A 24,055-nucleotide genomic window follows, 5' to 3' on the forward strand; every position below is an offset into this window, starting at 1 on the left:
AATATGATCAAGCAAAGAGGATGTTGTCGATCACGTCAGCGAATTTCGCTCCGACCAGAGTGATCGAAGCATCATCGCCGACGTCTATGACGGTGTTTTGGCCCTGCATCGATAGTGAGACGTGCTCCGGGTTGATGCCGATGAGCTTGATGACATCGGATAGCTCGCCGGTCGCGTGAAAGTTGCGAATCGTATCATTTCCCCCGCCGCTGAAGACAAAGGTGTCATGTCCGAAGCTTGTGAAAAGGTCGTTCGCATCCGTGTCGGCGACGGTGATGCCCTTTTGGAATGCAACGGCTGTTTTCGATCCATTTGATTTCAAGATTTCGGTCAGGGCAAGGGCGCCATCCTTGTACGTATTGGTGTACAGTCCATCGGGTTTGTCGAAGATTTTCGTCTTCGTACCATCGACGGAAACATTAGTGGTCGATGTAACTTTCCCTCCAGGCCCATATTCATGCGCGATCGACGATCCATCTTCGAAAATTGTGTTGTCGCTCGACGGAATATAGCTCCCGCTTTTATAGTGCGTAGTTGTCCGACTCCCGTCGGAATTGAAATCTAATTCGAAATAGAGGTGGCCATTAGAGTCGTAACGGGTTTCTTCGACCAGCTCACCGTTGGCATCCGAAAGCAGGTGCCGCTCCGCCGCTTTCGCTCCCGAGTAGTCGTATCGCACATCCAGAAAGCCGCCGTCGTCTTCCGGGAGATGCATCTTGACGATTCTGGAAGATGAATCGAGCTGGTAGGTCGCCGTGTTGAAAACAGCTGCATGGGGTGTTTGGGGCGTGACGGAAAATGTTCCAGGGGCGTAGACCTGCGTACGGATCTCCGGGGGGGACTCATAGGTATCGGTCCAGGTCTCTATGCCCGAACCATCGATATTTACGGACAAACTATAAGATATATTGCTCTGTTGAGAGAAATATTTCGAATAAGAGCCGTCCCGCTCATAAGTAGAGGTGGCGACATTGTTGGCATCGCCTGACGTGTTCCTGATGAGGTACCCATCATCATCATAATAATTCCTCTCAAACGAAGCGCTGTATAACCCCTTCCCCGATTCTGAGAGGTGCCCGTTCTCAAATTTCCAGTATTGGCCGTCCTCGTAATTGGTAGTATTAAGGCGGGTAGTGATCTTGAAGCTACCATTGCTGCCTCCGCTGAGAGCGGCAGAAAAACTTATGTGAGGGTAGAACATCGAATCATCCCTAAGATCCTGATTGCTATCAGCGCTGGGATTTATCAACGAAAGGTTTCAAGGGGTGGCTCAAATAACGCGTTAACCATGGATGGGCCCATTCATCGCGAATGGTCACTCCCGCCTGCAAGCGTTGCTGCCTCATTAGTTTGAGCTAGCCTACGGTCGGCGCTGCCCCGCTCGAGAACCACATCGAGCGTATCGAGCGGCTCAAAGACGAGTCGGTTGGGGTCATCGGTGAGATTGAATGACGAGATCGACGGTGCGGTGTTGAAGTCGTCGGTTTCGTATTGCGTGCGGCGCGCCGGGCGTTTTGCTGTCGATCCGGACATCGGCCGCCGACCGGAAAATTTCGAGCCGGGAGACGCGGGTAGCCGTTCAGGCGACAGGGCGTCCGGTATCATTCGCAGAACAAGGACGCCCATTGTTGCCGACGCCGAGCGAAACATTCCCTGCACACCACCTGCTGCTTGCGGCAGACTCTGTTGGGCGGGGCAACCGACCGGCCCAATCCATGATGAGGAATCGATGCAGCTATTCGGCTGCGCTGCGAATGTCGCGGCCGACCGGGATTCCGGCGATGACGAGGCTCGGAAGCCGGACAACCTTCGACATGTCGAAAGCGAAGTCCTGAAATGTGTCGTAAGAGATGATGTTGTGCTTGCGAACTTCCGTATCTGGGAAACCCGTGAGGAGAAAAATCGGCCCTCCGTTCTCATCTTGAATGAGACACGTTCCGTCGTTGAGGTCCGGCCCCCTGAGAATTTGATCTACGCTTTCGAGCTCGATGATACCCTCGCCTGATGAAAATAGAGCTTGGTAGACAGCTGGGCTGACAATGTGGCGGCGCATCCCATGATAGATCAACCAGATTTCGGGTGTGTTGGGCACCTGAATCCGAGCGCCGTTGAGGGCAGATGCGGCAGAAGCGTTCATCAGCGTGACTCTAATCCATTGCAAATGACATCAACGGCGCACGGGATCTTTTTCTCGCAATGACATGATCCGCGTATGGCCGTCTGAGCCGCCTTCACCGCAACGGGCCTACGACCTGATGCGGAACCCGCTCCTACTCGCGTCGCTTGAACGGGTGGCTCAGGCGCCAACTCAGCGAAGCGTGGATCGCTCGAAGTTCGGCCGTCTTTGCCGTGAGTTCTTCAGCCATCGCAGCCATTTCCTGTCGGCCCTGCTCCGTCTCCGATCGTGCGTGGTCGAGACTGACTGCCAGGTCGGCAACCGATTGTTGCAGCTCTTCGACTCGTGCATCCGAACGCCGCTTGCTCAGCTGTTCTTGCCAGCGCAGTTCGGCAATGGTGGTGATCAAGCTACCTCGCGCTGTTTTCAAGGACGCTGCAGCGTCCTCTCTCATGTGCTCGTTCAGCTCGCGTGCTTGTGCCAATGCAGCCTTCGCCGTCGTCAACTCGGCTGCGATTGATTTCTGTTCGCCCTGCAATTGCTGATGCGATCGGCGATTCTGTTCCCGCTCCATCTCAATGCTGTAGCGTTCGGCGGCCAACAGGACGCGCAGCTGGTGGGCGGCTTGCCGCAGAGCCTCGTCCGCCTCGACGCGCAAGGTCGTCCGCAATTGTTCGATTTCCAGCGCTGCGGCCGCCTGCTCGGCACGGAGCCCGACGAGATCCTTCTCTGCCGAAGCGCAGGTCGTTGCGAGCGCCGCAGCCTGCTCCCGCCACCGCGTCGCTTCCGTCGTCAGGGCAGCGATGCGTCCATCCCTCTCCGCTGCGACCTCCTCATACCGTTGCACCCGCCTCTCGAAGACCTCGGTGCTTTCGCGCTGCCGTTGTCCATGCGCGACCGCTGCCGCGCGCGCGGCCTCAAGAGCCGGTCCGAACAGGGCGGCGGCCTGCCGGTACGCACGACCAACCTTATCGAGCGTCGTTTGCGCCGCCTGGTTGCGACTGTCCGTTGCCAATGTCGATACGGCTGCCCAAGCCTGTCGGCAGAGATCCGCCAGAGCGCCCGAACTCTTGTCCGCACGCTCCTTCGTCGTAGACGATGGAATGTCAGAGGCCTGAACGTCGGTCCGGCTCGTCAAACCGAGGTGATCGCATATCCTGTCGAGCACAGCGTTAGGATCTTGCAGGACCTCGTGGTGCATCACGACCACCCGTGCGACGCCGCGCGTTTCGCGTTCGCCATCCAGAACGTAGCGCAGCCAGAGCATGAGCCCTTCCTGCAAGGACAGGTCGTTGTAGGCAGCAAGGGAGGCCGCGACCTCGTCCGGGTGACGGACGACCAGAATGCAGGCGATGCGGCACCGCAGGCTCGAGAGAGCCTCCATCCAAACCGGAAGCAGGAGGCCGACACTCGGCTCCTCGATGAGAAGCCGACGATGTTCCAAGATCGGGTTGACGAGACGTCGGAGCTCGGCGGCGAAGGCGATGCGCTTCAGCGGCGTTGCCCGTTCCGGTCCCGTCGGCAGGGGGTCGTTCCGGCTTGTCCCGAGCTCCGCTAAAAACCTGTCGTGCAGCGGCAGCAACGCGGCACTGCATCCACCCTCGTCCGGCGCATCTTCCGGGGAGGCAAAAGGTCGGCCACCATCCAGCCTGCGGAGCGACGACGCCAGGATGGATGCAGCACCGTGCGGCACGCTAACCAGCAGGACGGAGGCGCGTTCACCCCAGCCGGTCGGCTGAACCGCCGGCGCGTGGATGGTGGGCGAAGACGATGCGGTCAAACGACGGCGAACCTTTGCTGAATCCGCTCAGATCCAATTGTAGTCAAAGTTTTCATGGATCCTGGTCAGATTGGGTGAGTAATACGGGTCGCGATGCAGGCGGTTTCCCCACTTCCGCGTCATGATCTCCGTTTCGGTGCGAAGCCGCGCCAGTTGTGCCGCGGTGACATCGCGGCCGCGCGAGCTGCTCTCGTGATGGATCAGAGGGTGGAACGGACATACGATATTGCGGTAGCCCGCAGCGTCGACCTTGAGGCAGAAATCGACGTCGTTGAAGAGCACCGGCAATGATTCGTCCAGACCACCGACGGCCTCGTACAGCGATCGCCGGATAAGAAGGCACGCTGCGGTGACTGCCGAAACGTTGTGGACGAGCGCCAGCCTGCGTCCATAACCGATCGCGTCTCCCTCGGAAAACTTGTGTGAGTGCGCCGCAACGCCGCCGACGCCGACAATTACGCCGCCGTGCTGGACGCGTCTATCGGGAAACAGCAATTTGCTTCCCACGCAGCCGATGCCCGGATGCAGCGCCCAAAGGGCCATATCCGTGAGCCAGTCTGGAGAATTGATCTCCACGTCGTTGTTGATCAAGCCGACCACTTCACCGTGGCAGAGATCGACCGCCCGGTTGTTGAGCAGCGCGAAGTTGAACGGGCCGGGCTGGTCGACGACGCGGATCCGCGGGTCGCTGCGCCAGCTCTCGAACAGCTCCTGCGTCTCGGGCTCACGCGAATCGTTGTTGACGACGATCACTTCGTAATCGTCGTAGGCCGTGTGCGTGATGATCGAGCGGACGCACAGGCCAAGCAAGTCGGCTCGATCACGCGTCGGCACGATCAGCGATACCGTTGGAGCCGGTCTCGTCGGGCGGTGGCGCAGGTGCAGGCCGACGCCCGGCACCGGATCGACACGCATTTCTACTCGCGTCCGAGCCAAATGCTCGCGAAGGATCGTCGCGAGGCCGGGTGTGCCGTGAACGGCATCCGTACCGCATCCGGCGTGAAGCAGGACACGGGAGAGATGCCCGATGGCCGCGGGGGCGAGCCGGCTGGTGATCCTGAGCGTGAGATCGTACCCCACGCCCTCGGCTGCCACCTCGCGCCAGCCGCCGACGGCGCGGACATCGTCGACGCGCATGAAGGCTGGCCGTTCAACGTAATCGAAACCGAGCAGTGCTTCCGGAGAGAAGTCAGGTTTGAAAGTTGGATCTTTACGAAGCCCTTCGGCATCGAGCCGGTCATGGTCGGCGTAGACGAAGCGTAGATCTGGGTTCCCGCCGAGATGGGCCGCGACTTCGGCGAGTGCATCGGCCGCGAGGAGGTCACCGGGTAGCAGGCAGGCGAGCCAGTCCCCGGTTGCCCCAGCGAGCGCGAGGTTGAAGGCGGCCGCCCACGTGCTGTTCGGCGGCCGGTGCAGCAACGTCACGCGCTCGCAATCTTCGATAACCGAGGCGAGCGAGCCTACCGCTTCATCGGGACATGCCCCGATGAGAACGACCTTCACGGTCCAGAAGGGGTAAGTCTGACACCGGAGACTCGCGAGCGTCGCCCGCGCGCTCGACAGCTGTGAGGGTTCGACCCTCATCATCAGATCGAAACCGGGAGACCGGCCACTCGGATCGTGGCGGGCTGCGGCGTGAGATCCTGCCGTCCAGGCGAGCCAATCCTCGTAGCCTCGCTCGCCATTCACATGACCGCCAAGATCGCGGCTCAACCGACGCGATAGGCGAAAGGCCTGGGCTTCGGGATCGCCGGGACGCAAAGTCGGCAGAGTGTGATCGTCGAGCCAGCCTGTCGCGCGCGCGCCGACGATCGGCCTCAGCGTGTTTTCGACGGCATTCCTCGAGAGCGGTCTCGCTTTCAGAAGGAGCGGCCTCGCGAGTTGGCCCGGTGCCGTCAGCTCCCATCGTACATGCCGGATGCGATCCGGTGCCGCCAGGAAGACTGGGTAGCGCCGCCGCCCTCTCGGGGCCAGCCGCAGCACATGCGCGTCGCTGAACCCGTCGCCATAGTCCACGGCGAGACTTGCGCTCCCCTCCCCGCCATCGATCGCCATTCCCAGGTCGAGACGGCAGAATGCCGATGGGCCCGCCTGCGAGAGACGGAACAGCACGGAGCCTCCCGTTGCCGCGAGACGGACCCCGCCGGTGGCGTCGCCGGTCGTGATGCCCGCGAGGTCGAGGATCTCGATGCCATCCGCAACCCGTGCAAAGATCTGCAGCGGGTCGAGATCTCTCTCTGCCAAAGGAGCCTCGCCGGCAAAGCTCTGAAGCGCGTGTGACAGGGCGCCGGCCGACCACGGCGCCTCCGCGCGAATTCGGTGCGTCGCGACCATCTGGCTTCCGAGGACGCGGGCGAGAACGGTCAGTCGCGGCTGCTGCGGCGCTGTCTCCAGCGAGAAGGTCTGCTCGGCCCAACTCTGTAAATCTGGATCGCAGAGATCGATCGGCGCATCGTAGCAGCCGTCCAGCAATGGCTCCGCCGTCGATACGGCGAACTCCCGTGATCCCAGAAGATCCACGATCAACTGATCCGGCGGGGTCCCCTCGCCGCCATCATGGGGGCGCGGCAGGCGTCCGAGGACGAGCAGGTAGAGCCTGCTTCGAGCGGCACTTGTCACGATGCGGCCGCCCGTCGGCTGGCATTTCGACGGCATCGCCGCAGGTATCGGCACGAACGGTTCAACGTCTGACTCAATCGACCACGCTAACTTTCGGAAGTGGCCACGGACATCTTTCGGCACCGTAGCGATCGGGATGCGCTCGCTCGCAACGAAGCCGGCCCGACCGGATGACGGGCGATCTCATGCGGAAAAGCTATTGTACGCACGACGGCGGTTGTTCCGGCGATTTGCCTGAGAGAGCGGCACCCGGCAAGGATCCACCGATTGTTGCTGTACTCGGTAACGCCATGATCGATATGCGGAAATCTGCGAGGATCGAGAACTCGAAGCACGGCCGTCCCCACAACATCGATCGGGTTGCAGGCAGCGGAGCGTTCCTCGCAACGTCGATACGGGTTCGATCACGAGAGCGCGTCGCAAAAAGAGAGCGGGCACGTGCATTTCGTGCAATCCCTGCCTTGGCGAATACGGCGGCTGTCGTGATCGTGGCCGGACGGCACCGCAGACGACACGCTGTCGCGAGTCGCCCGATTGATCACGCGAAGCCTGCGCGCCCTGAGTGAATTCATAGTGGACTTGCAAGTTTTAGATGCCTTGAGCAAAGCAGGCTCGTTGGGACCGAACCCCCCGGATAAGTCGAACCTCGTCCGATCACAAACGCGGACCGAATCCGCTCGGCCGACCGAACACAATGGGTTGTTCGGAGTCTTCGTTCGGTTGAAACTTCCTGCCTTGCGGTTTAGGGAGGCCGCAGGCTCTGGCGCCTGAATTCCGATGCCGCCGCTCACTCTTCTGCCTTAAAGCGTTGCATGATGCGTGACGTCGAGGGCTGCCTCAAGTGACGCTAACGCAAACGGGCAGGTCGGAACGATCGATCGGATGCCCAAGCCGCAAAGAAGTTTCTAATGCGATCTGTTGTGGCACAGCACCCCACTGCGTTTGCGCAGTCTGAGGAAGAGTTGATCCGCTTGTCGGTGCAACGCTCCTTCAAGATCGGCGTGTCTGCATTGCATGAACTTCAGTATGCCTGGGACCGCGGGCTCTCGTCTCAGTTCGAGGCGGCCACGAAGGCGATCCTGGCCGTGACGGGACGTCTCATCATCTGCGGTGTCGGCAAGAGCGGCCATATCGGCCGTAAGATCGCCGCAACCATGGCCTCGACCGGTACCCCGGCCTTCTTCGTCCATCCGACCGAAGCGAGCCACGGCGACCTCGGCATGGTGACGTCTGCCGACGCTATCTTGGCGCTTTCCTGGTCGGGCGAAACGGCCGAATTGGCGGACCTGATCCACTATACGCGTCGCTTCCAGATCCCCCTGATCGCCATGACCTGGAACGAGCAGAGTACCTTGGCGCGCGCGGCGGATATCGTCCTGACGCTGCCGAAGGTGCGGGAAAGCTGCCCACACGATCTCGCACCGACGTCATCGTGCCTCGTTCAGCTCGCGGTCGGCGACGCCTTGGCAGTGGCGCTCCTCGATTGCCGCGGCTTCACGGCGTCGAGCTTCAAGATTTTTCACCCCGGGGGCAAGCTCGCGGCGAAGCTGAAACTTGTGCAGCAGCTCATGCACGGCGGCGAAGAGATGCCGCTGGTCCGCACCGGAACCCTCATGTCGGACGTGCTTCTGGCCATCGCCGGACGCAAGTTCGGCTGTGTGGGCGTGCTGGAGGATGATGGCAGGCTCTCAGGTATCGTCACGGACGGTGACTTACGCCGGCACATGGGTGATGCGCTTCTCCGCATGCCCGTTGACGATGTGATGACGCGGCAGCCGATCACCGTTCAGCCCGATCTGCTCGCCAGTTCGGCTCTCGACATGATGAACGCACGCCGAGTCACGGCCGTGTTCGTCGTCGACGCCGAAGGCTGCCCGATCGGCATTCTGCACGTCCACGACCTGATCCGTGCCGGGGTGATTTAACCGCCCCGCAGCGCCCGATCGCACCCGTTTTCGCTTCCCACGCAGAAAGGCCTCGCGCTGATGCCCGCCGCCCTCAAGATCTATGTCGGCTACGACACCCGGGAGGATATCGCTTGGCAGGTGTGCCGGCACTCGCTGCGCCGTCATTCCAAGATCGATCTCGAAATCTATCCCCTCAAGCAGGCCACGGTGCGGGAACTCGGCCTATACACGAGGCCTTCCGACAAGGGCGCGGCCACGGAATTCTCCCTGACGCGTTTCCTCGTACCCTACATTGCTGCCAGCGACGACTGGTCGATCTTCGTCGATTGCGACTTCCTCTTCACAGCCGACCTTGGGGCGATGATCGATCAGCTTGATCGAAACAAGGCGGTCTACGTGGTTCAGCACGAATACGTCCCGCGTACCGCCAACAAAATGGACGGACAGGTTCAGACGACTTACCCGCGCAAAAATTGGTCGTCGTTCATGGTGTTCAACGGGGCGCATCCCACCGTCAAAGCCCTCGTGCCCGATGTCGTGAATACGCAGAGCCCGGCGTTTCTGCATCGCCTCTCATGGACCGATGATGAGGCAATCGGAAGCCTGCCCCTCGGCTGGAACTTCCTCGAAGGCGAGTACGACAAGCCGGCAAGCCCGCCGGAGGCGATCCATTACACCAATGGCGGCCCCTGGTTCGAAAACTGTCAGGATGTCGACTTCGGCGATCTGTGGATCCGCGAGCGTGATCTGTACCAGCAATCCGCGACGGCGTGACGGAGTTGCGGAGCGATCCTGAGCAGGATCGACCCGCCCCAATACGATCGGTTCGGGCGCCCTGCGACTCATGATAGGAGCCGCAGGGCGATGAATATGGTGAAGGCGATCCCCTCTTTTGGATCGCTCTCCGTCGTGCGTCTCGCTTGACGGTGCCGTTACGGTCCGCGATGCGAAGGTTCTGGCATCGAACCTGGAAGCTAGCGATCCCGTACGTCGGTAGAGGTAGAACGTGGCCCTGATCTCGGACACCTATCGCCACCTCCAACAGGAGCTGCACGGACGCTTCAATTACGGCATCGGGGGGCATCGCTGGGTCGAGGGCGTCAAGCTCCTCATGGATGCATTCGTCTGTGAAAGCATCCTCGATTATGGCTGTGGTAGAGGGCTGCTCACGAAGGGCCTTCTCGCGAAGGGCATCGACGTCGTCACGTCCGAATATGATCCTGCGGTTGCCGGCAAGGATCTGCCGCCCGAGCCGGCAGACCTCGTGGTCTGCACCGATGTCCTCGAGCATATCGAACCGGATTGCCTTGACGACGTGCTTTCCGATTTGGCGCGCCTCACGAAGAAGGTGCTGCTCGTCAACATCTCGACACGGCCGGCTGTCAAAGTCCTTGCCGACGGTCGCAACGCCCACATTCTCCTCATGTCGCCCGATCAATGGCTCGTGCTGCTGACCGGCCGCTTCGGTGTGCCGCGCTGGGAGGTCGGTATCGACGAGGTGATTGCCATCCTGGTACCGCGCGCGGGGGATGCCGGACAGGATGCGCGGTCGGAGAACGGCCATGACGCGGTTCACAAGCTTGATGCCGTCACGCACGTCTTGAGCTTTCTCAAGCCATTCGATGTGGCGGCGAAGGAAGCCGAGGCACTCCAGGCCATCTCCCTAGAGGGCGATCAGGCTCGTCCAGACGACAAGGAACACGTCAAAGCCGGGCTTGCCGGAAAAGCCGCGCCGAAGAACGCCTCACCCCCGCAGGGGTCTCTCGCCGGTGAGCAACGGACCGCGCAAGACGCGCTGCGGAGGCAGGCGACGAGGCGCAAGCGGGCCGCGGCGACATTGTTGAGGCTCAGGGCCGAGCGAATGTCGAACAGGCGGAGCGAGGAACATCACCGTTCCGTGGCGGATGCCGCTGCTCTCGAACTGGCCGCCCGGACCGCGGATCTCAAAGGCGCCAAGGATTCACTCGACCGGTTGCAGCGGCAGTTGAGGATCGCGGAAACGGCGGCCAGTGATGCTCGATCCGAAGCTGATCGCCTACGATCTCAAGGGGACGACCACCTCGCCCGACTCGCGGCAAGCGAAATCGTCAACGAGAGCCTTTCAGCCGAACTGGCGAAAGCGCGCGAAATGGCGTCGCTCGTCGCTGTTCCCGAGCAAGACGCTGCTGAGCCGGCCGAAGATGCCTTGGCCGAGCATCCGGCTGACGAGCCCGCTCCCGTTGAGCCGGTGCCCGTCGCGGGACCCCGCGGCGCTTGGCTCACCCTTGCCAACGACACGCTGCTGGGCTGGGCGATCCACCGCGACGCGTCGCCGGTGGCAGCCCTCGTCGAGGTCGAGATCGAGGATCAGTTCACCACGGTGGTCATTGCCAATCATGCGATGGGCGCTGGCCTTGTCGGCCCGCCCGAGGCCGCGGGTTGTGGCTTCGAAGTGCCACTCGCGCATCTGTTGAAGGGTGATGCGCCGCAGACGATTCGATTGCGCTTGGCCGAGACAGGGGAAACGCTTGCCGGGACACCGATTACGGTCAAGAGAGGCGGGCAGGGTCTTGAGATCGTCGATGATGCGGCGCTCCTCGCCGCGACGGTGACACCGACGAAGCCCCCGGAAGAGCCGTCGCTGAACGAACTCAAGGCCGCGGCGAAGAAGGGCGATTACAGAGTCTGGCACAGGCTCTACGGCGAGGCCGCGCCCGACATGATCACCCGTCGAGCCGACGGAGCCGAGGTGAACGCGATCCGTATCAGCGTCATCGTGCTCGGCCTGCCGGATTATGCCGCCGCGATGGAGCGCACCCTGGCCTCGTTGACGGCTCAGGCATACGGCCATTTCGAGATCGTTCTCGCCGGTCCTGTCCCCACGGCGTTTGCGCGCTCGCCCATCGTGGTGCGCGCGAGCGACGGCGACCTCGGCACACTGCTCGCTCAGGCTAAGGGCGAGTACGCGACCTTCGTCATGGCTGGTGACGTCCTTGCGCCCCACGCGCTCGTCACCGGCGCTGCCTTCATCCGGGCGAATCCGGATGCGGGTCTTGTCTACTCCGACGAGGACCACATCGATGCAGGCGGGATCCGGAGTGATCCCTACTTCAAAGGCGGATGGGACCCGGATCTTGCCGCCGCCCAGGACTATTTCTGCCGCGCGGCGTTCGTGCGGGTCGCCGAGGCCCTCGACTGCGCCGGCACTGAGGCTGCCAATCATTTCGGACTCTATCGCGCGCTGTTGCGCCACCGGACCGTGTACCGACAGCCCGTCGTGCGCTGCCCCTTCGTCCTCTACCATCGCGCGGTCGGGGCGACGGCGCATGACGACGACGAGATGCTGACAGCGCGCGTCGTCGGCGATCTGCTGACGATGGACGGCTCCGAAGTCTGCCCGTCCGTTTCACGGATCGGTCGCTCCATGCGACGCGTCGTCTTTCCTGCTCCCTCCACATCACCTCTCGTATCGGTCGTGATACCGACGCGGGACGGCGCCACCCTGTTGCGATCCTGCGTCATGGGATTGCTGCACCGGACCCGCTATCCCGCGATCGAAGTCGTGATCGTCGATAACGGCAGCGTCGAGCCGGAGACTTTCGCTCTCTTCGATGAATTGCGTCAACTTTCGCGGGTGAAGATCGTCCTCTTCCCAGGCCCATTCAATTATTCGGCGATCAACAATTTCGGCGTAGAGCAATCGTCCGGATCGATGATCGTGCTGATGAACAACGATATCGAGATCAGCGACGAAAACTGGCTCGATGCCATGGTTGCTCAGGGCGTACGATCCGATGTCGGTGCGGTGGGGGCCAAGCTTCTCTACGCAGACGGCACCATTCAGCACGCGGGCATCGTTCTCGGGGTCGGCGGAATCGCGTCCCATATCTTCAAACGCATGCAGGATGGCGTCGGCGGGTACCATCACAGGCTGACCGTGACGCAGGAATATTCCGCTGTCACCGCCGCCTGCATGTTGATGCGACGCCAGGTCTGGGACGAGGTCGGGGGGCTGAGCTTGGATTTCCCGGTCGCCTTCAACGACGTCGATCTTTGCTTGCGGATCCGGGCCGCCGGTTATCGCATCATCTGGACGCCCCAAGCCTCACTGTACCACTTGGAATCGGCGTCGCGGGGCCGCGAAGACAATCCGGACAAGCAGAGACGGTTCGCCGACGACAAAGCGAAGATGATGCAGCGCTGGCGACCCGTGATCGTGGACGACCCATTCTTCAATCCCAACCTCGCTTTGACCAGCACCGCCTGCCTGCCGGCATTCCCACCTCGCACGGATCTGTCGTGGTACCTATGACCGAGATCGATGACGCGGGGATTGCCGAACCCCTGACGGCTATGGCCTTGTCCCTCGATCCACCGGATTCGGGATGGCTCTCGGTCGATGCGGACGAGGATCGCCTGCTCTGCAGACTGACGACTGCGGGTAGGATCGGTAACGACGCCCCGCCGGCCTTGTCGATTCAGATCGGAAGGCAGCGTCTCGGAGTTGTTCGTTGCCAGCCCGTGCTGGACGGTGACGCCCTTTTCGCCATTCCCTCAGCGGCACTGAGGTCCTTCGTTCGGCTTTCCGAACATGTCGGGCCGCCCAGCGTGCGGCTTTCGCTCGACGGTCAACCGGACTTGTCCGCATCGGTCCCAGTGGACACTTTGTGCGAGACCGATAGTCGGCGTCCGGCGGCCTTCTATGAGTCGGGGGGCAGCGGCCTCAAGCTCGCCGATCTGTGGCTTGCATCGGATGCGCAGCTTCGCCTCAGGTTCGAGGGTTCGGCCAGCGACACAGGTGACGAGACCTTGAATCTCGCAGCCTACCAGATCGTCGGCCGAACTGCTGCGGTGAGGGAGGTTGGCCGGGGCGACCTCACGTCAGGAAGCGGCCTGGGGATCTGCACGATCGGCCTCGCCAATCCGCTCGGGCCGGTGCTGCTCGTGGCGACGGACGCCGAACTGACCATCCGCTCCCTCAACATCATCCCGTTCCCCTCGCTGCTCAGGGGAGGGTTGCACCATTGGGAGCTTCGCGCGGCAGCGGTCGCGGCCGACGATATGCGGGACGTTGCGAACGTATCGGCAGCGTATCTCAGTGCCTTCCTACGCTCGCGGCATCACCAAGCACGGCGCATCGACGCGATTCAGATCGACGCGCGCGATGCAGCCGGCAACGAAAGCATCTTCACCGGTGCGGTCCTCGACTGGCTCACAGGCCTGATGGGGGTGGCGGTGCGCCTCGATCGGGAACCCGCCGATGACGAGTTGGCCGAGCACATCGCTTCCCTCTTGCCTCATACGGGGGAGGAGGAGCGGAAGCCCGGCAGTTCCCTCTCACTGCCGGCCGATGCGATTCCGACCCTCCATGCACTGGTCTCGGCACTCGATGACGATTCTCCGAAGGAGATGCCATCGCGCGTCGATTCGGGGGCCTGCGCATACATCGTGCAGCCGCGATTCAGTAAGGGGGCGGTCTGGTCGGTATGCATGCCGTGGCGTCCAGGCGTCATGGAGGCTGCGCAGCCCATCGGGCATGCCTGCGGCATCCCCCGTCTTAACACGGGGAGAGCGATCCCGTCCGGACGGACCATTGTCCGCACCCGGTCCATGGCAATTCGGCAAATTGACCTGCTGACGATGGCTGACCCGGCCAGATTGTTTCCGATGGGAGCAGCATCGCCGTCGGTGTTGACCGGACAAAGCGAACCGTTTTCCGCGTCGATATCGGTCTGTATCGCCCTCGACAGCATCACCGACAACGTAGCCCCCCTTATCGATTCGCTCAGATTTCAATCGGCGCGTCCCACGGAAATCGTCTTGGTAGGCACGGCATCGAGTCTCGACGAATTGCCGCCGACCACGCAACACGCCTTGCGTTCGGCGTTCCCAAAGGAGGTTCGCTATCGAGTCCGCGATCCATCCGCGACCCGGGGGACCGCTCTCTCGGATGCCGCCGAGCAAGCCTCGGGCGAGGTGCTCGTGTTCGTCTCGCCCAGCACGGTGCTCACAGACCGCCGAACGCTGGATGCCCTCGCGTCGCTGGCGACGATGGAGGGTATCGCGAGCGCAAGCGCCATGCTGCTGCGAGCGTTGGGCGACCGGCTCGGTTTCTGCGGGGCGGGATATTTCCTCGCTGGCCTCTCCTTTTCTACGTCGCCAGCTTTGGCCTATGAAGCACTGCCGACAGACGAAGTGCTCGCCATGGCAACTTATCCAGTCGCGGCGAATACGAGTCTTCTGATGGCCTCGCGCAAGCGGGTTTTCCAAAAAGTCGGTGCGTTCTCATCTGAGTATCAATCAACTTCGAACATCGACATCGATTTTGGATTGCGGGCCATCCAAGCCGGCTACCTCAACCTATGCAGCACCGCGCTGACGGCCATTGCGGGTGAAACCGCGCTGCCCGGAACACTCGATATCGATCTGCTTGGACGCTTCCCACGGCTCGACCTCGATCGCCTCGTCGAATCCACGACCATTCTGCGCAGGTTGAAGTGACCACGATCTGCATCGTCATCCAGTCGCCGGAATTCGTATCCTCGGCAGGCATGCGGATCCGCTACCTGCGCTTGGCTTCCGCCGCCCCGCTTGGCACGACAATCACCTACGCACCGATTGCGGAGCTCTTACAAACGAAGACATACGACGCAGAAATCTACATTTTTTCGAAGACTTTCATGCCTGAAGCTCTCATTCTTGCGTGCCATCTACAAAAAATCGGTAAGATTGTCGGTCAAGATTTCTTCGATGATTACTTTAGTCAAATGGACGACGCGCGCCTCGCGCGTTTCCAGTGCTGGGTTCGGGAGATGGAACCGTTCACGGATTTCGTGCTCGGAACGACGGAACGCCTGACCTCGGTCATCGCCGAGTACATGCCCCGTGCCCCGATCACGATCGTCCCCGATCCGATCGAGGCATTTGATCGAAGCGATCTGGCACATCGTGTGTCCGATAAGATCCGGACGGCGAGCGCGTCGCGTCGGCTGTCGATCTATTGGTTCGGGATCGGCGATAATCCCTTCTTCTCTGTCGGCGTCCGCGACCTTGTCGCCTACGGCGGAGATCTGGCGCGGTTCAAGGCGCTCGGCTGGGACGCGACCTTGACGGTTCTGACAAATACCAGGGCGCTGTCGAGTGAAGGGCTCGCCCTGCTGCGGACGCTGCCGATCGATTTCCGCATCATGGAATGGACGGAGGCGCGCGAGGACGAGAGCCTCAAGGCCGCTGATGTCGCCTTCATTCCCGTCGGTGGGCAGGGCTTCAGCCGCGCCAAGTCGCTTAACCGTTGCCTGACTGCGTTGCTTCGCGGCTGCCAGGTTCTCTCGCGAGGCTACCCTCTGTACCGAAGCCTCGGTGAATTTGTTTATCGGTCGGCCGATGATCTGGTTGCCGATCTCGAGCTCGGCCAAGTCAAGCTCCGAGGATCGCAACTCCCGCGCCTCTACGAATTGCTCGACGCCCATGCAAGCCCGGCGGAGGCTGCGGCAACTTTCGGAAGCGCTGCCACCTCGCTACCCATGCGCCCGTCGGAGAAGGACTCCTCGCGCCGTGCAGGACCGCCGCTCTGTCTGATCCATGGCAGAAACTCCGATACGTCGATTCATAAACTGGCAGCGCGTTTCGGTGGCCTTTCTGTCCGCAGCCCTTTTCATGAAAAGACGCTGAATTATCAGCTTCGGTTCGATTCTATCGGTGGCGAACTCCGTTGCCGGATTGAGAAATCGCGGATGAAGTTTCTGGATCCCGACCTTGCCACGGCGGCAATCGACGTCGGTCGCATCATGGACCTTGAGTTCTGCGATCTACCTTTGAGCCGTATCATGGGATGGAACGATCCGTTTCCGCTCGCAATGGGAAGCGATCGGTTCAGCTGGCTCGCAGTCTATCCGAGCGTCATGGGAGTGATCCGCACGGCCTGCCAACGCCTGTTCCCATCGGCGTCGGTCATCGTGAGCGAGCAGCATCAATTGGCGTTGGCCACGATGCATGGCGACGCCTATCCGCGTGCGACGACCGCGATCCGGAGCGGTGTCGCATGAGGGCGCCGCCTTCCATCGTCTTTCACGTTCACCTCGTGCAGGACGTGGCGATTCTCCAGCCCTTGATGAAGCTGGCTCGGTCGCTTCCGGGATCGCGATGCGAGGTGCTCGTCTCGGCAGAATTCGCCAAACTCGACGCGACCGGACGCTGGGCGACCGAACTGAGCAGGTTGTGCGCGGAGCTCGACGTACCCCAGACGCATTACGCGTCGGAGTACGAGGCCTACCGCCATCTCCAGAATAAGCGTGGGCTCATCATTGCCGGCAGCGAGTCGAATCTGCCCAATCATGCGGTCACCCACCGCCTGTTTGCCTCCGCTCCGAGCTCGTTCACCACCATCACGTTGCAGCACGGGTTCGAGTGTGTCGGCTTCCTGCACAACGTAGCGCACGATGCTTCGGCAGGACTTGCTGTGCGCTTTGCCGCTGATGTGATCGTCGGCTGGTTTGCGCCGGCGCGCCTGAGTTCGATCACAGCCTCGGAACGGGCCAAGCTCTACGTTGCGGGTCCGCCGGCCATGATCGAGATGAGGCCGCGCACGCGCCGAAGCGCCATGACAGACGGCTTCGATCCCGACGCCTATGAAGGCATGGTCTGCGAGAATCTCCACTCCGTGCGGTTCAAGTCGGCAACGACACGATCTGGGTTTCTCGAGGAATTCACTCAGTTCGAGCGGCGTGTGAAGGCGCTCGGCACGCGGGTCCATCTCCGCTCACATCCAGCCGGCCAGTTCACCGAGAAGAACGCGATTGCCCTCGAAGCCTGCACCGTGCGCAGCACGCAGCCGCTCTACCAGATCGATCTCACCCGTTTCGCCTACGCAATCTCAGCACCGTCCTCCATTCTGTTCGATTTCATGCTTGCCGGCGTGCCGGTCGCTGTCTGGCACGACGGCGACAACGCCATCGACCTTCGCAACTTCGCCTCCTTTGCCCGCGTCTCAACCGCCGAGAATTGGTGGCGCTTCGCCGTGGCAGCATCCGCCGATCCCGGCCGGTTCGTATCCCGGCAAGATCGCTTCATCAGGGGACTGCTGATCCCCGACGATGTACACCAGCGCTACGCCGCACTGCTGTCCGCAGCTTAGAAGAGGCACATTTGTTCGGGCGGAGGGAGACGGAAGGGCTTGGAGATCGACCCCGACCGGACACAAGAACAGCTGGAGCCACGGCACGACCTCCGGGCCCGGCGCAACGTCCACCCGGCGCGCATCGTGGAGGCGCTCTTCGCCCCGGTGCATCGAGGTTCTATGATGCACGAGAGGAGTATCAATCCGTGAATCTGTTCGACATCGTAAACCGGAAGGATCGCGCCCTCAAGGTCGAGGCCGGACAGGTCGAGACGACGCGTGGAAGCGGATCACGCGCCTTTCTGGGCATTGCGCTGGGTGCCGGTGCCCGATTCCGCTTACTCGACGCGCACGAGTTCACCGCCCTGCATCGGTATCCGCGCGTGCCGAACTGGGCGGTCTACGCAGCCGGCGATCCAGCGCAGAAGCCGGATCTGATCGTGAAGCTCGAAGCGTCCGACGGGCGATCACACCTGTTGTACCCCTCACCCGGCACGACATGGCCTGACAACGCGATCAGCCTGGACTGGCCAGCTTGGATCGGGTTCGCGCCCGGGTTTGACCTCGTGATCGAGAATCGCGGTGGCACAGCCTGCGAGCTAGCGACAACCCGACTTTTCAATCCTCGCCTCAACCTGCGACCATTGCTGCAGGGCGATGGGATTGAGGTCGGACCCGGCACCAACCCCTTCGTCAAGACCGATGCGAACACCTCAGTCCGATATGTCGAGGCGGCGCCGATCGAGACGTGGGTCAGCAACTACGGCAAGTCATTGGATGCCGAAAATCTTAAAGATCTATGGGCATCTTACATCATTGGCGATGCCGTTACGCTTGACATCATATCGGATGGCTCCCTCGATTTTATCTTCTCTAGCCATGTGTTCGAGCATCTCAATAACCCCATTCAGGTTCTCGAGAACTGGTCCGGCAAGCTGAAAGCCGGAGGCTTCGTCGCGGCCGTCATTCCCGATCTCAGGTACTGCTTCGATCTGCGCCAGCCGCCCAGCGATCCGAGTGACTGGATCGAAGAGTACGCCTCACAGGCAGACGAACTTTCGCTGGCCAAGTATGAGAAATGGTGTCGATACACTGCTCCCTACGCAACGCCGGATAGCCTAATCGAGAGAAATTACTCAATTCATGCGCATTATTATACATCAGATACAATCATTGAGCTTGCGAAGGTCGTGCAGAAGCGTGGGTGGTATGATCGTATGTTCCTGAACGCGTCACCGAACAACAAGGACTTCGGTATCGCGCTGCGGCGGAGCGCCCAGTAAAGGAACGAGGCTACCCGACGTGGCCGGTGCCGGGATCTGCGCGAGCTGGGCATGTCTAAGGCGACCAACAGTCCGCTCGGGCCCCGCCGGTCCCCCCCCCCCATTGCGGAGGAATGCTGCTGGTGGTTTTGGCAACGACGCCTTTTGTCAGTGCGCCTTGATCGCTTTGAGGGTCGCGGACATCGGCGTACCGTTGAACGGCGGGGCGAGCGATGGCCGACGATAATCGCCGCTGATCTGTGCCGAGTTCGCGGTATTGCCGGTACCGACGCCGGCCCAATAATAGGCCGCCGTGGCCTTCTCCCCGCCCGAGGCCACGTTCCGTACAAAAGTGTTGTTGTTGGAGGGGTGGGCCAAGCCGTTGTCGGCCGCACCGAAGGCCCATGTCGTGTTTCGATCGTATTCGCCGAGGCAGTTGACCTCGGTGACGCTGTTGCCGACCACCATGTTGTCGGCGCTGGCCTTCGCGGAGCCGCCCCACACCGTGATGCCACCGATCCCGGGGCAGGTCACAGCGTTGCTCGACACGGTGTTGTTCGACGCCCCGTGGATCAGCTTGATCCCGAATTGATAGGATACGCGGACGGTGTTGCCCGCAATCTTTCCGCCGCTGGCCTGGAAGTCGATCCCCTCGCCCACACCGATGACGGTGTTGTCGGTTACCGCCACGTCGATCGCTGAAGGCAGCACCGTGATGCCATCGCTCTGGTAACCATAGGATGCACGGAAGGCCGCCGTCACGAGCAGGTTTCGAATCGTGTTGCCCGTGATCTGGACGCGACGGGACGCCACCCCACTCACCAGATTATCGTCGATCGCGATACCGGTCAGTTGTGAGGTCGAACCGGATCGGTCGAGGAGCCCGTCCCGGATCACATTGTCTTGAACCCGTGCGTCGGTGCTGCTGTCGATTTCGATCAGATTGCCAGCGTTGAAGCCTGATAGGTCCAAGCGCTCAACCAGAATTCCCGACGCGCGCGTCACCGCGACTGCCCGGGTGAACGAGTCCGGGGCCGAGGTAAACGCGACACCGAACCCCCGGAGTACGATGTTACGGCCCTGATCGGACCGGATGAGGGTATCGGAGGCGTTGGACGCCAGCACGGTGGCGGAAAAGTCGGTCGCGTTGGCAACGAAGCGCCCGGTCCCGTCGCCGATGATGCCACCGGTGACGGCCAGCGTCAGGCGCGCGCGCAGGGTGCAGATACGGCCGGAGGGGAAGGTGACCAGGCGTCCGGTGGCGAGTGCCGACTGCCACGCCACCGTGTCAATGTCCTGGTTGAGCGCGGTGACCAGCGTTGCGCCGTAGACAGATTGCGCGGCTGCGAGTGTGGTGTAGCGCGTCGACAGGGGACGGGCTGTCCCATCGCAGATCGCCCCATAATTCATGGGTGACTTGGTGTCAGGGTCGATCAGAAACGGATGATCTGACAGGCCGGCACCGGCAATCCGGGTCGTGCCGATCGTGTCCCGGTTAGCGGTCGGGCGGCGGATCGCGGGCGCATCGACCGGGATCATTCGACCGAGAGGTCCAAGGCTTGTGCTGTCCGACGGCGTTCCAATGAGCAGCGCTTGGTCAGCACGGGCGGGCGTGGTGATGATTATGGGAGCCGTCGCAGTGAGCGCAACGAGACAGCACAGCGAAGCCATGCGTAAGTTTCCGATTTCCCATACCATGTCGGACGCCGCACTTCGGGTGTGAACAGGCCGGATTGCGCACCCTCGCCGACGCGATGCTCTCATTGGAATAAGGCGCAACCGTGAACGCGATAGGGTGCATCGCTGACAAGCGGAGTCGCCAGCTACGACCATGATCCGTGGGGTATTCATCCCGCACCAGGAGGGATGCATCGAAGGGGAAACGTTGGGGCTGGTGCGTCCAGCCTAGTCGGCTGAACCCGAATGGATGATTGCCCCGCAGGGCCCTAAGTCGGCGGGCAACGTCACAAAGCTCGACGAGGAACTGCAGATAATAGCGCCGCTCGCCATCATGGTCGCATCATCCGACGCTCTCGCCGATCGTGATGCACTGACCGTCGAGCTCGGTGGCAGCGAAGGAGGCTTACACTCCGACAGATACACGCCCTGCCTTGACGAAATGCTCGCCAATCCGGCGGAACGGGCGGTCGTTGCGCCAGCAGCTGGACCGGACGCTGGCCGTGTAGCTTGCCGATGGGTACGTGAGAGCCGCCGCCACATGATGCCCTCAGGCAGCAGGTTGCAGAATCCGTCAGGGGCGTCCTGCAATTTCGAGAGCTGTAGATAGCTGCAACGCGACGACGAAGGCACCGCCTGTTCGACGCCAGCCCATTCCCCACACCTCCAATAGGCCTCGAGAGGTAGACCCGAACGCTGCCGTTAGGCAATCGAGAGCTCGACAGTGACTTCATTGCCTTCAAACAGCGTTCATCTACAATTAATGCGATTTAAGGTGAACGACACAAGTGAGAGCAAAGTGTTGGGGATCGTCGGATAAATCTCAACCGCCTCTTAAGACCTAGTAACGGCATTCTCGCATAAACCGCGAAGCCGAAGCGTAGCAAGTGCGAGGGTCTCTATGTTGCCGATCATGTTCACTGCGATCATCGCTTGCGCCGCTACGGCTGCAATGACCGCTCCCTACAGCCAGCTTCTTGCGTTGCTGGCCGGACCTATCATGGGCAGCTTCGCTGGCCTCTGTGTTGCCCTCTTTCAGGCATGGCGGCGTGGTCCCGAGTGGAGCGCTGAAAAAGATCTTGATCGGCAGACGGACGCCATGGTGAGCGCGCTTCGACAGCTTGCTGAGCAGGGAAGCGCGATCGATACCGCCTCAAGCGCGAAACATAGCAAATCTCTGCAAGCGATCACGGAACCGAATTCAACAAGTTCAGGCACTATGCCAAAACGCGCCGCTGGGTAAAACCTACTGGAGCAGCGTTCGTTTTTTTGGTTGATTAATCATTGAGTTGGGGCAGGCTCCTTGCGCAAAATTACGACCCGTCGATCTGGGCTGATGGATTTGTTTGCTGAAGGATGAGTTGCTGATTTCTGGGGAGGCATTGGTTTTCCTTAGTATGTAGGGAGCTATCGGCGATTATCTTTATAAGCTATTTCTATTTCCGCAATCATAGTGTGGTGCTAGCCCGGCTTGAAAATTGCTTGCGCTAATTTTTGCGCAGGTCGACAGGGGCTTGTAGTGTCGCCCCAGCAACGGCGAGTCCTTCCTTTCGCCGCATGATTATAAATCGTCTGTTGCCAAAATCGGCAACCAGCATATTGCTGCCAATATCTCGTACGACTATCGGATACAGATCTTTGCTGGCCTGATCTCCAATATGACCTCGTACACGCTTTGCGTCGATGATTGCGACGATTCCACTGCCTGTCCAGCGCCCGTTGATATCTCTGAGAAATGACGCCGCCGCAGCATTCAAATTCGGCAATGTCGGCTTTTGCGCCTGTGGTTTGGTGAAAGCATCCGACGTGATCGGAGCTGCTTCGAGCCACCGGCTCGGCTGAAGATCTCGAATCGTGGATGGAGGCGCAGGTGGTGGTGCTGGTAGAACGACGCTGTCTGGCCTGATGTAAGATCCCAGGCGCCAAACTACACCCAAGGTGAGCAGCCCCAGAGCCGCGGCTGTTGCATAAGCGCGGTAGCTAGCGGACATTGTCGAAATGATCGCTGCTTATATCATTTAAGGCACGCTAGAACTGGCGTCTGTGTTTGATGCAAATCCGATTTGTGTCGTTGTGGCGGTATTTTGCTACATTCATTTCGATTTATCCTTCGGCAATTGGATATGTCAGCGGTACGCTTCGGTGACCTTGATCGGTGCCTGCTCCCCATTCCCAGCTGCTCGACATGTCCAATAGGCAGGGCTGTTCAGCAATGCGGTAGGCTGCATTTTTGCCGGAGCGGCCGGGCGCACGCAACTGCGACCTACGGGACGCACCCAATCGCAACGTCGTCCTCGCCTGAGTACTGTGCTGTAGCATAAGCTTATTGTAGAGCGATAAGCGGTAAAATATGCTAAATGGGCCGTATAAACTGTGTATTTTTAGGAAAATAGCTAATACAACTCGAAGATATTTTATGTCATCCTTATGAGTGAAAATCTTTGGTGCTTAGGCCAGTTTTTAAGTAAATTCAGGTCGTGTGAGGGTAATTTCGTGTCAAAATCGATACTCCTCATCTCTTGAATAGTAATTCATGCTCGGTCTATATGCTGATAATAATCTATATGATATCGTGTATGTATCAGAACAGCGCTTGATATAAATATTTTTTTATAGAACGCGTCTTCTAGATGTCTCGATCATCGAATGAGTCGGGGCAAATTAGCGTTCCGAGAAATTTACACACAAACTTAACGATCCTTGGAGACCAAATCGTCATCAAGCGTGTCTACGGTGAACCTAATTCGGGAGTGCGATGATGCAGATATGGCTGACGTACGAAGAAGCCGGGAGGTTCATGAGCCTTGATACCGACTCTGCGCGGAACGCGATTGCTGCGCAGGGATGGTCAAGGCGGCGCTGCAGCGATGGCCTGACCCGTACGAAGCTCCCTCCGGGCGCGGCGTCGGCCTTTCTTTTGAACGCGGCCAGCGAGGAGGCAAAGGCGGCAATTCATGCGATGCAATCGCTGCTCGCGGACGCGCAAGTCGCCGTGCTGAAATCCCAACTAGGCTTCTCGTCTCCGTTGCCTACAACGAATATTTCACCAAACGAAAGCCCAACTTTAGACTTGAGCATGGGGGCGTCGCGACGCCTCGTTGGTTGAAGTGTATTATGCCCTCCTCGTTAAATTTCGTCTTGCTCAAGCATGAGGCAAACAAAAGTAACCGCGCGTAGACCCGCCAATGTGTTGGCGTTGTGCTCGTGATCGTCGATCAGTCGTCTTCGGTGAGCTGCCAAGGCGAAGGAGCGCTCCGCTCCCCCCCAATCGATGTACCAATAAAGCAAAGTCGCGCTTGGCCTTGGGCGTCTTTACCGCCCTCAATTTGATGCTGGCGGCCCGCGCGGCCGCCGCCGAATCCGACCATTATAGCCTCGATCGACGCAGGCCGATTTGGAATTGGAGGCGAACCGCATCCGACCATTATAGCCTCGATCGACGCAGGCCGATTTGGAATTGGAGGCGAACCGCTTTGGTGGAGATGTGGAACGCTTGCGGGTCAGCAGTTGGCAGCATCTCCTGTTCGTAGCGTTCCAGTGAGCGATAGCCGAGCGAAGCGTCCGGGCGCACGTGTATGTGGAAGCCTCCAATGAAGGCAA

At 60.5% G+C, this 24,055-nt stretch carries 16 protein-coding genes; 9 read left to right on the plus strand and 7 right to left on the minus strand.

The features are described from left to right. Window positions 1-7 precede the first annotated feature (7 nt). The 5 genes from MFF26_RS18480 to MFF26_RS18500 form a co-directional block, all read right to left on the minus strand. Complete coding sequence (locus MFF26_RS18480; RefSeq protein ID WP_238308290.1) at window positions 8-1,201, minus strand: hypothetical protein; 1,194 nt, start codon at window positions 1,199-1,201, stop codon at window positions 8-10. Window positions 1,202-1,302: 101 nt separating this feature from the next. Further along, on the minus strand, window positions 1,303-1,533 hold the full coding sequence (locus MFF26_RS18485; RefSeq protein WP_238308291.1) for a hypothetical protein: 231 nt from the start codon (window positions 1,531-1,533) through the stop codon (window positions 1,303-1,305). Between the two features lie 202 nt (window positions 1,534-1,735). Next, window positions 1,736-2,137 carry a hypothetical protein gene (locus MFF26_RS18490; protein WP_137830825.1) on the minus strand — a complete coding sequence of 134 codons (402 nt, stop codon included), beginning with the start codon at window positions 2,135-2,137 and terminating at the stop codon, window positions 1,736-1,738. Window positions 2,138-2,270: 133 nt separating this feature from the next. Continuing rightward, on the minus strand, window positions 2,271-3,896 hold the full coding sequence (locus tag MFF26_RS18495) for a hypothetical protein (protein WP_137830826.1): 1,626 nt from the start codon (window positions 3,894-3,896) through the stop codon (window positions 2,271-2,273). 27 nt (window positions 3,897-3,923) lie between these two features. Next, complete coding sequence (locus MFF26_RS18500; RefSeq protein ID WP_137830827.1) at window positions 3,924-6,551, minus strand: glycosyltransferase family 2 protein; 2,628 nt, start codon at window positions 6,549-6,551, stop codon at window positions 3,924-3,926. A gap of 872 nt (window positions 6,552-7,423) precedes the next feature. On the opposite strand from MFF26_RS18500, the gene MFF26_RS18505 reads away from it, so the two are divergent. The 7 genes from MFF26_RS18505 to MFF26_RS18535 all read left to right on the plus strand — a co-directional run bounded on the left by MFF26_RS18505 (window position 7,424) and on the right by MFF26_RS18535 (window position 18,799). Continuing rightward, a complete protein-coding gene (locus tag MFF26_RS18505; RefSeq protein ID WP_137830828.1) occupies window positions 7,424-8,440 on the plus strand; it encodes a KpsF/GutQ family sugar-phosphate isomerase in 1,017 nt (338 codons plus the stop codon). A gap of 60 nt (window positions 8,441-8,500) precedes the next feature. Continuing rightward, window positions 8,501-9,196 carry a glycosyltransferase gene (locus tag MFF26_RS18510; RefSeq protein WP_210236221.1) on the plus strand — a complete coding sequence of 232 codons (696 nt, stop codon included), beginning with the start codon at window positions 8,501-8,503 and terminating at the stop codon, window positions 9,194-9,196. Between the two features lie 232 nt (window positions 9,197-9,428). Continuing rightward, window positions 9,429-12,713, plus strand: coding sequence for a glycosyltransferase (locus tag MFF26_RS18515; protein WP_137830829.1), 3,285 nt, complete (start codon window positions 9,429-9,431; stop codon window positions 12,711-12,713). Further along, a complete protein-coding gene (locus MFF26_RS18520) occupies window positions 12,710-14,902 on the plus strand; it encodes a glycosyltransferase family 2 protein (protein WP_137830830.1) in 2,193 nt (730 codons plus the stop codon). Before MFF26_RS18515 ends, MFF26_RS18520 begins: the two co-directional genes overlap by 4 nt. Continuing rightward, window positions 14,899-16,446, plus strand: coding sequence for a hypothetical protein (locus tag MFF26_RS18525; RefSeq protein ID WP_137830831.1), 1,548 nt, complete (start codon window positions 14,899-14,901; stop codon window positions 16,444-16,446). Before MFF26_RS18520 ends, MFF26_RS18525 begins: the two co-directional genes overlap by 4 nt. Further along, window positions 16,443-17,534: a hypothetical protein gene (locus MFF26_RS18530; protein WP_137830832.1), complete on the plus strand. Its 1,092-nt coding sequence runs from the start codon at window positions 16,443-16,445 to the stop codon at window positions 17,532-17,534. Before MFF26_RS18525 ends, MFF26_RS18530 begins: the two co-directional genes overlap by 4 nt. Before the next feature lie 188 nt (window positions 17,535-17,722). Further along, the gene (locus MFF26_RS18535) at window positions 17,723-18,799 is read left to right on the plus strand and encodes a methyltransferase domain-containing protein (protein ID WP_137830833.1); all 1,077 of its coding nucleotides are present in this window, start codon (window positions 17,723-17,725) and stop codon (window positions 18,797-18,799) included. A gap of 147 nt (window positions 18,800-18,946) precedes the next feature. On the opposite strand, the gene MFF26_RS18540 is transcribed toward MFF26_RS18535, so the two are convergent. Then, the gene (locus MFF26_RS18540) at window positions 18,947-20,317 is read right to left on the minus strand and encodes a right-handed parallel beta-helix repeat-containing protein (protein ID WP_238308293.1); all 1,371 of its coding nucleotides are present in this window, start codon (window positions 20,315-20,317) and stop codon (window positions 18,947-18,949) included. A 1,039-nt stretch (window positions 20,318-21,356) separates the two neighbouring features. Between MFF26_RS18540 and MFF26_RS18545 the strand changes: the two genes are divergently transcribed. Then, window positions 21,357-21,698: a hypothetical protein gene (locus MFF26_RS18545; RefSeq protein ID WP_137830835.1), complete on the plus strand. Its 342-nt coding sequence runs from the start codon at window positions 21,357-21,359 to the stop codon at window positions 21,696-21,698. 244 nt (window positions 21,699-21,942) lie between these two features. Here the strand turns inward: MFF26_RS18545 and MFF26_RS18550 are convergent, their stop codons facing one another. Then, window positions 21,943-22,446: a hypothetical protein gene (locus tag MFF26_RS18550; RefSeq protein WP_137830836.1), complete on the minus strand. Its 504-nt coding sequence runs from the start codon at window positions 22,444-22,446 to the stop codon at window positions 21,943-21,945. A gap of 806 nt (window positions 22,447-23,252) precedes the next feature. Between MFF26_RS18550 and MFF26_RS18555 the strand changes: the two genes are divergently transcribed. Beyond that, complete coding sequence (locus tag MFF26_RS18555; protein WP_137830837.1) at window positions 23,253-23,561, plus strand: hypothetical protein; 309 nt, start codon at window positions 23,253-23,255, stop codon at window positions 23,559-23,561. Window positions 23,562-24,055 lie beyond the last annotated feature (494 nt).

Source organism: Methylorubrum suomiense, from assembly GCF_022179765.1.
GTDB lineage: Bacteria > Pseudomonadota > Alphaproteobacteria > Rhizobiales > Beijerinckiaceae > Methylobacterium > Methylobacterium suomiense.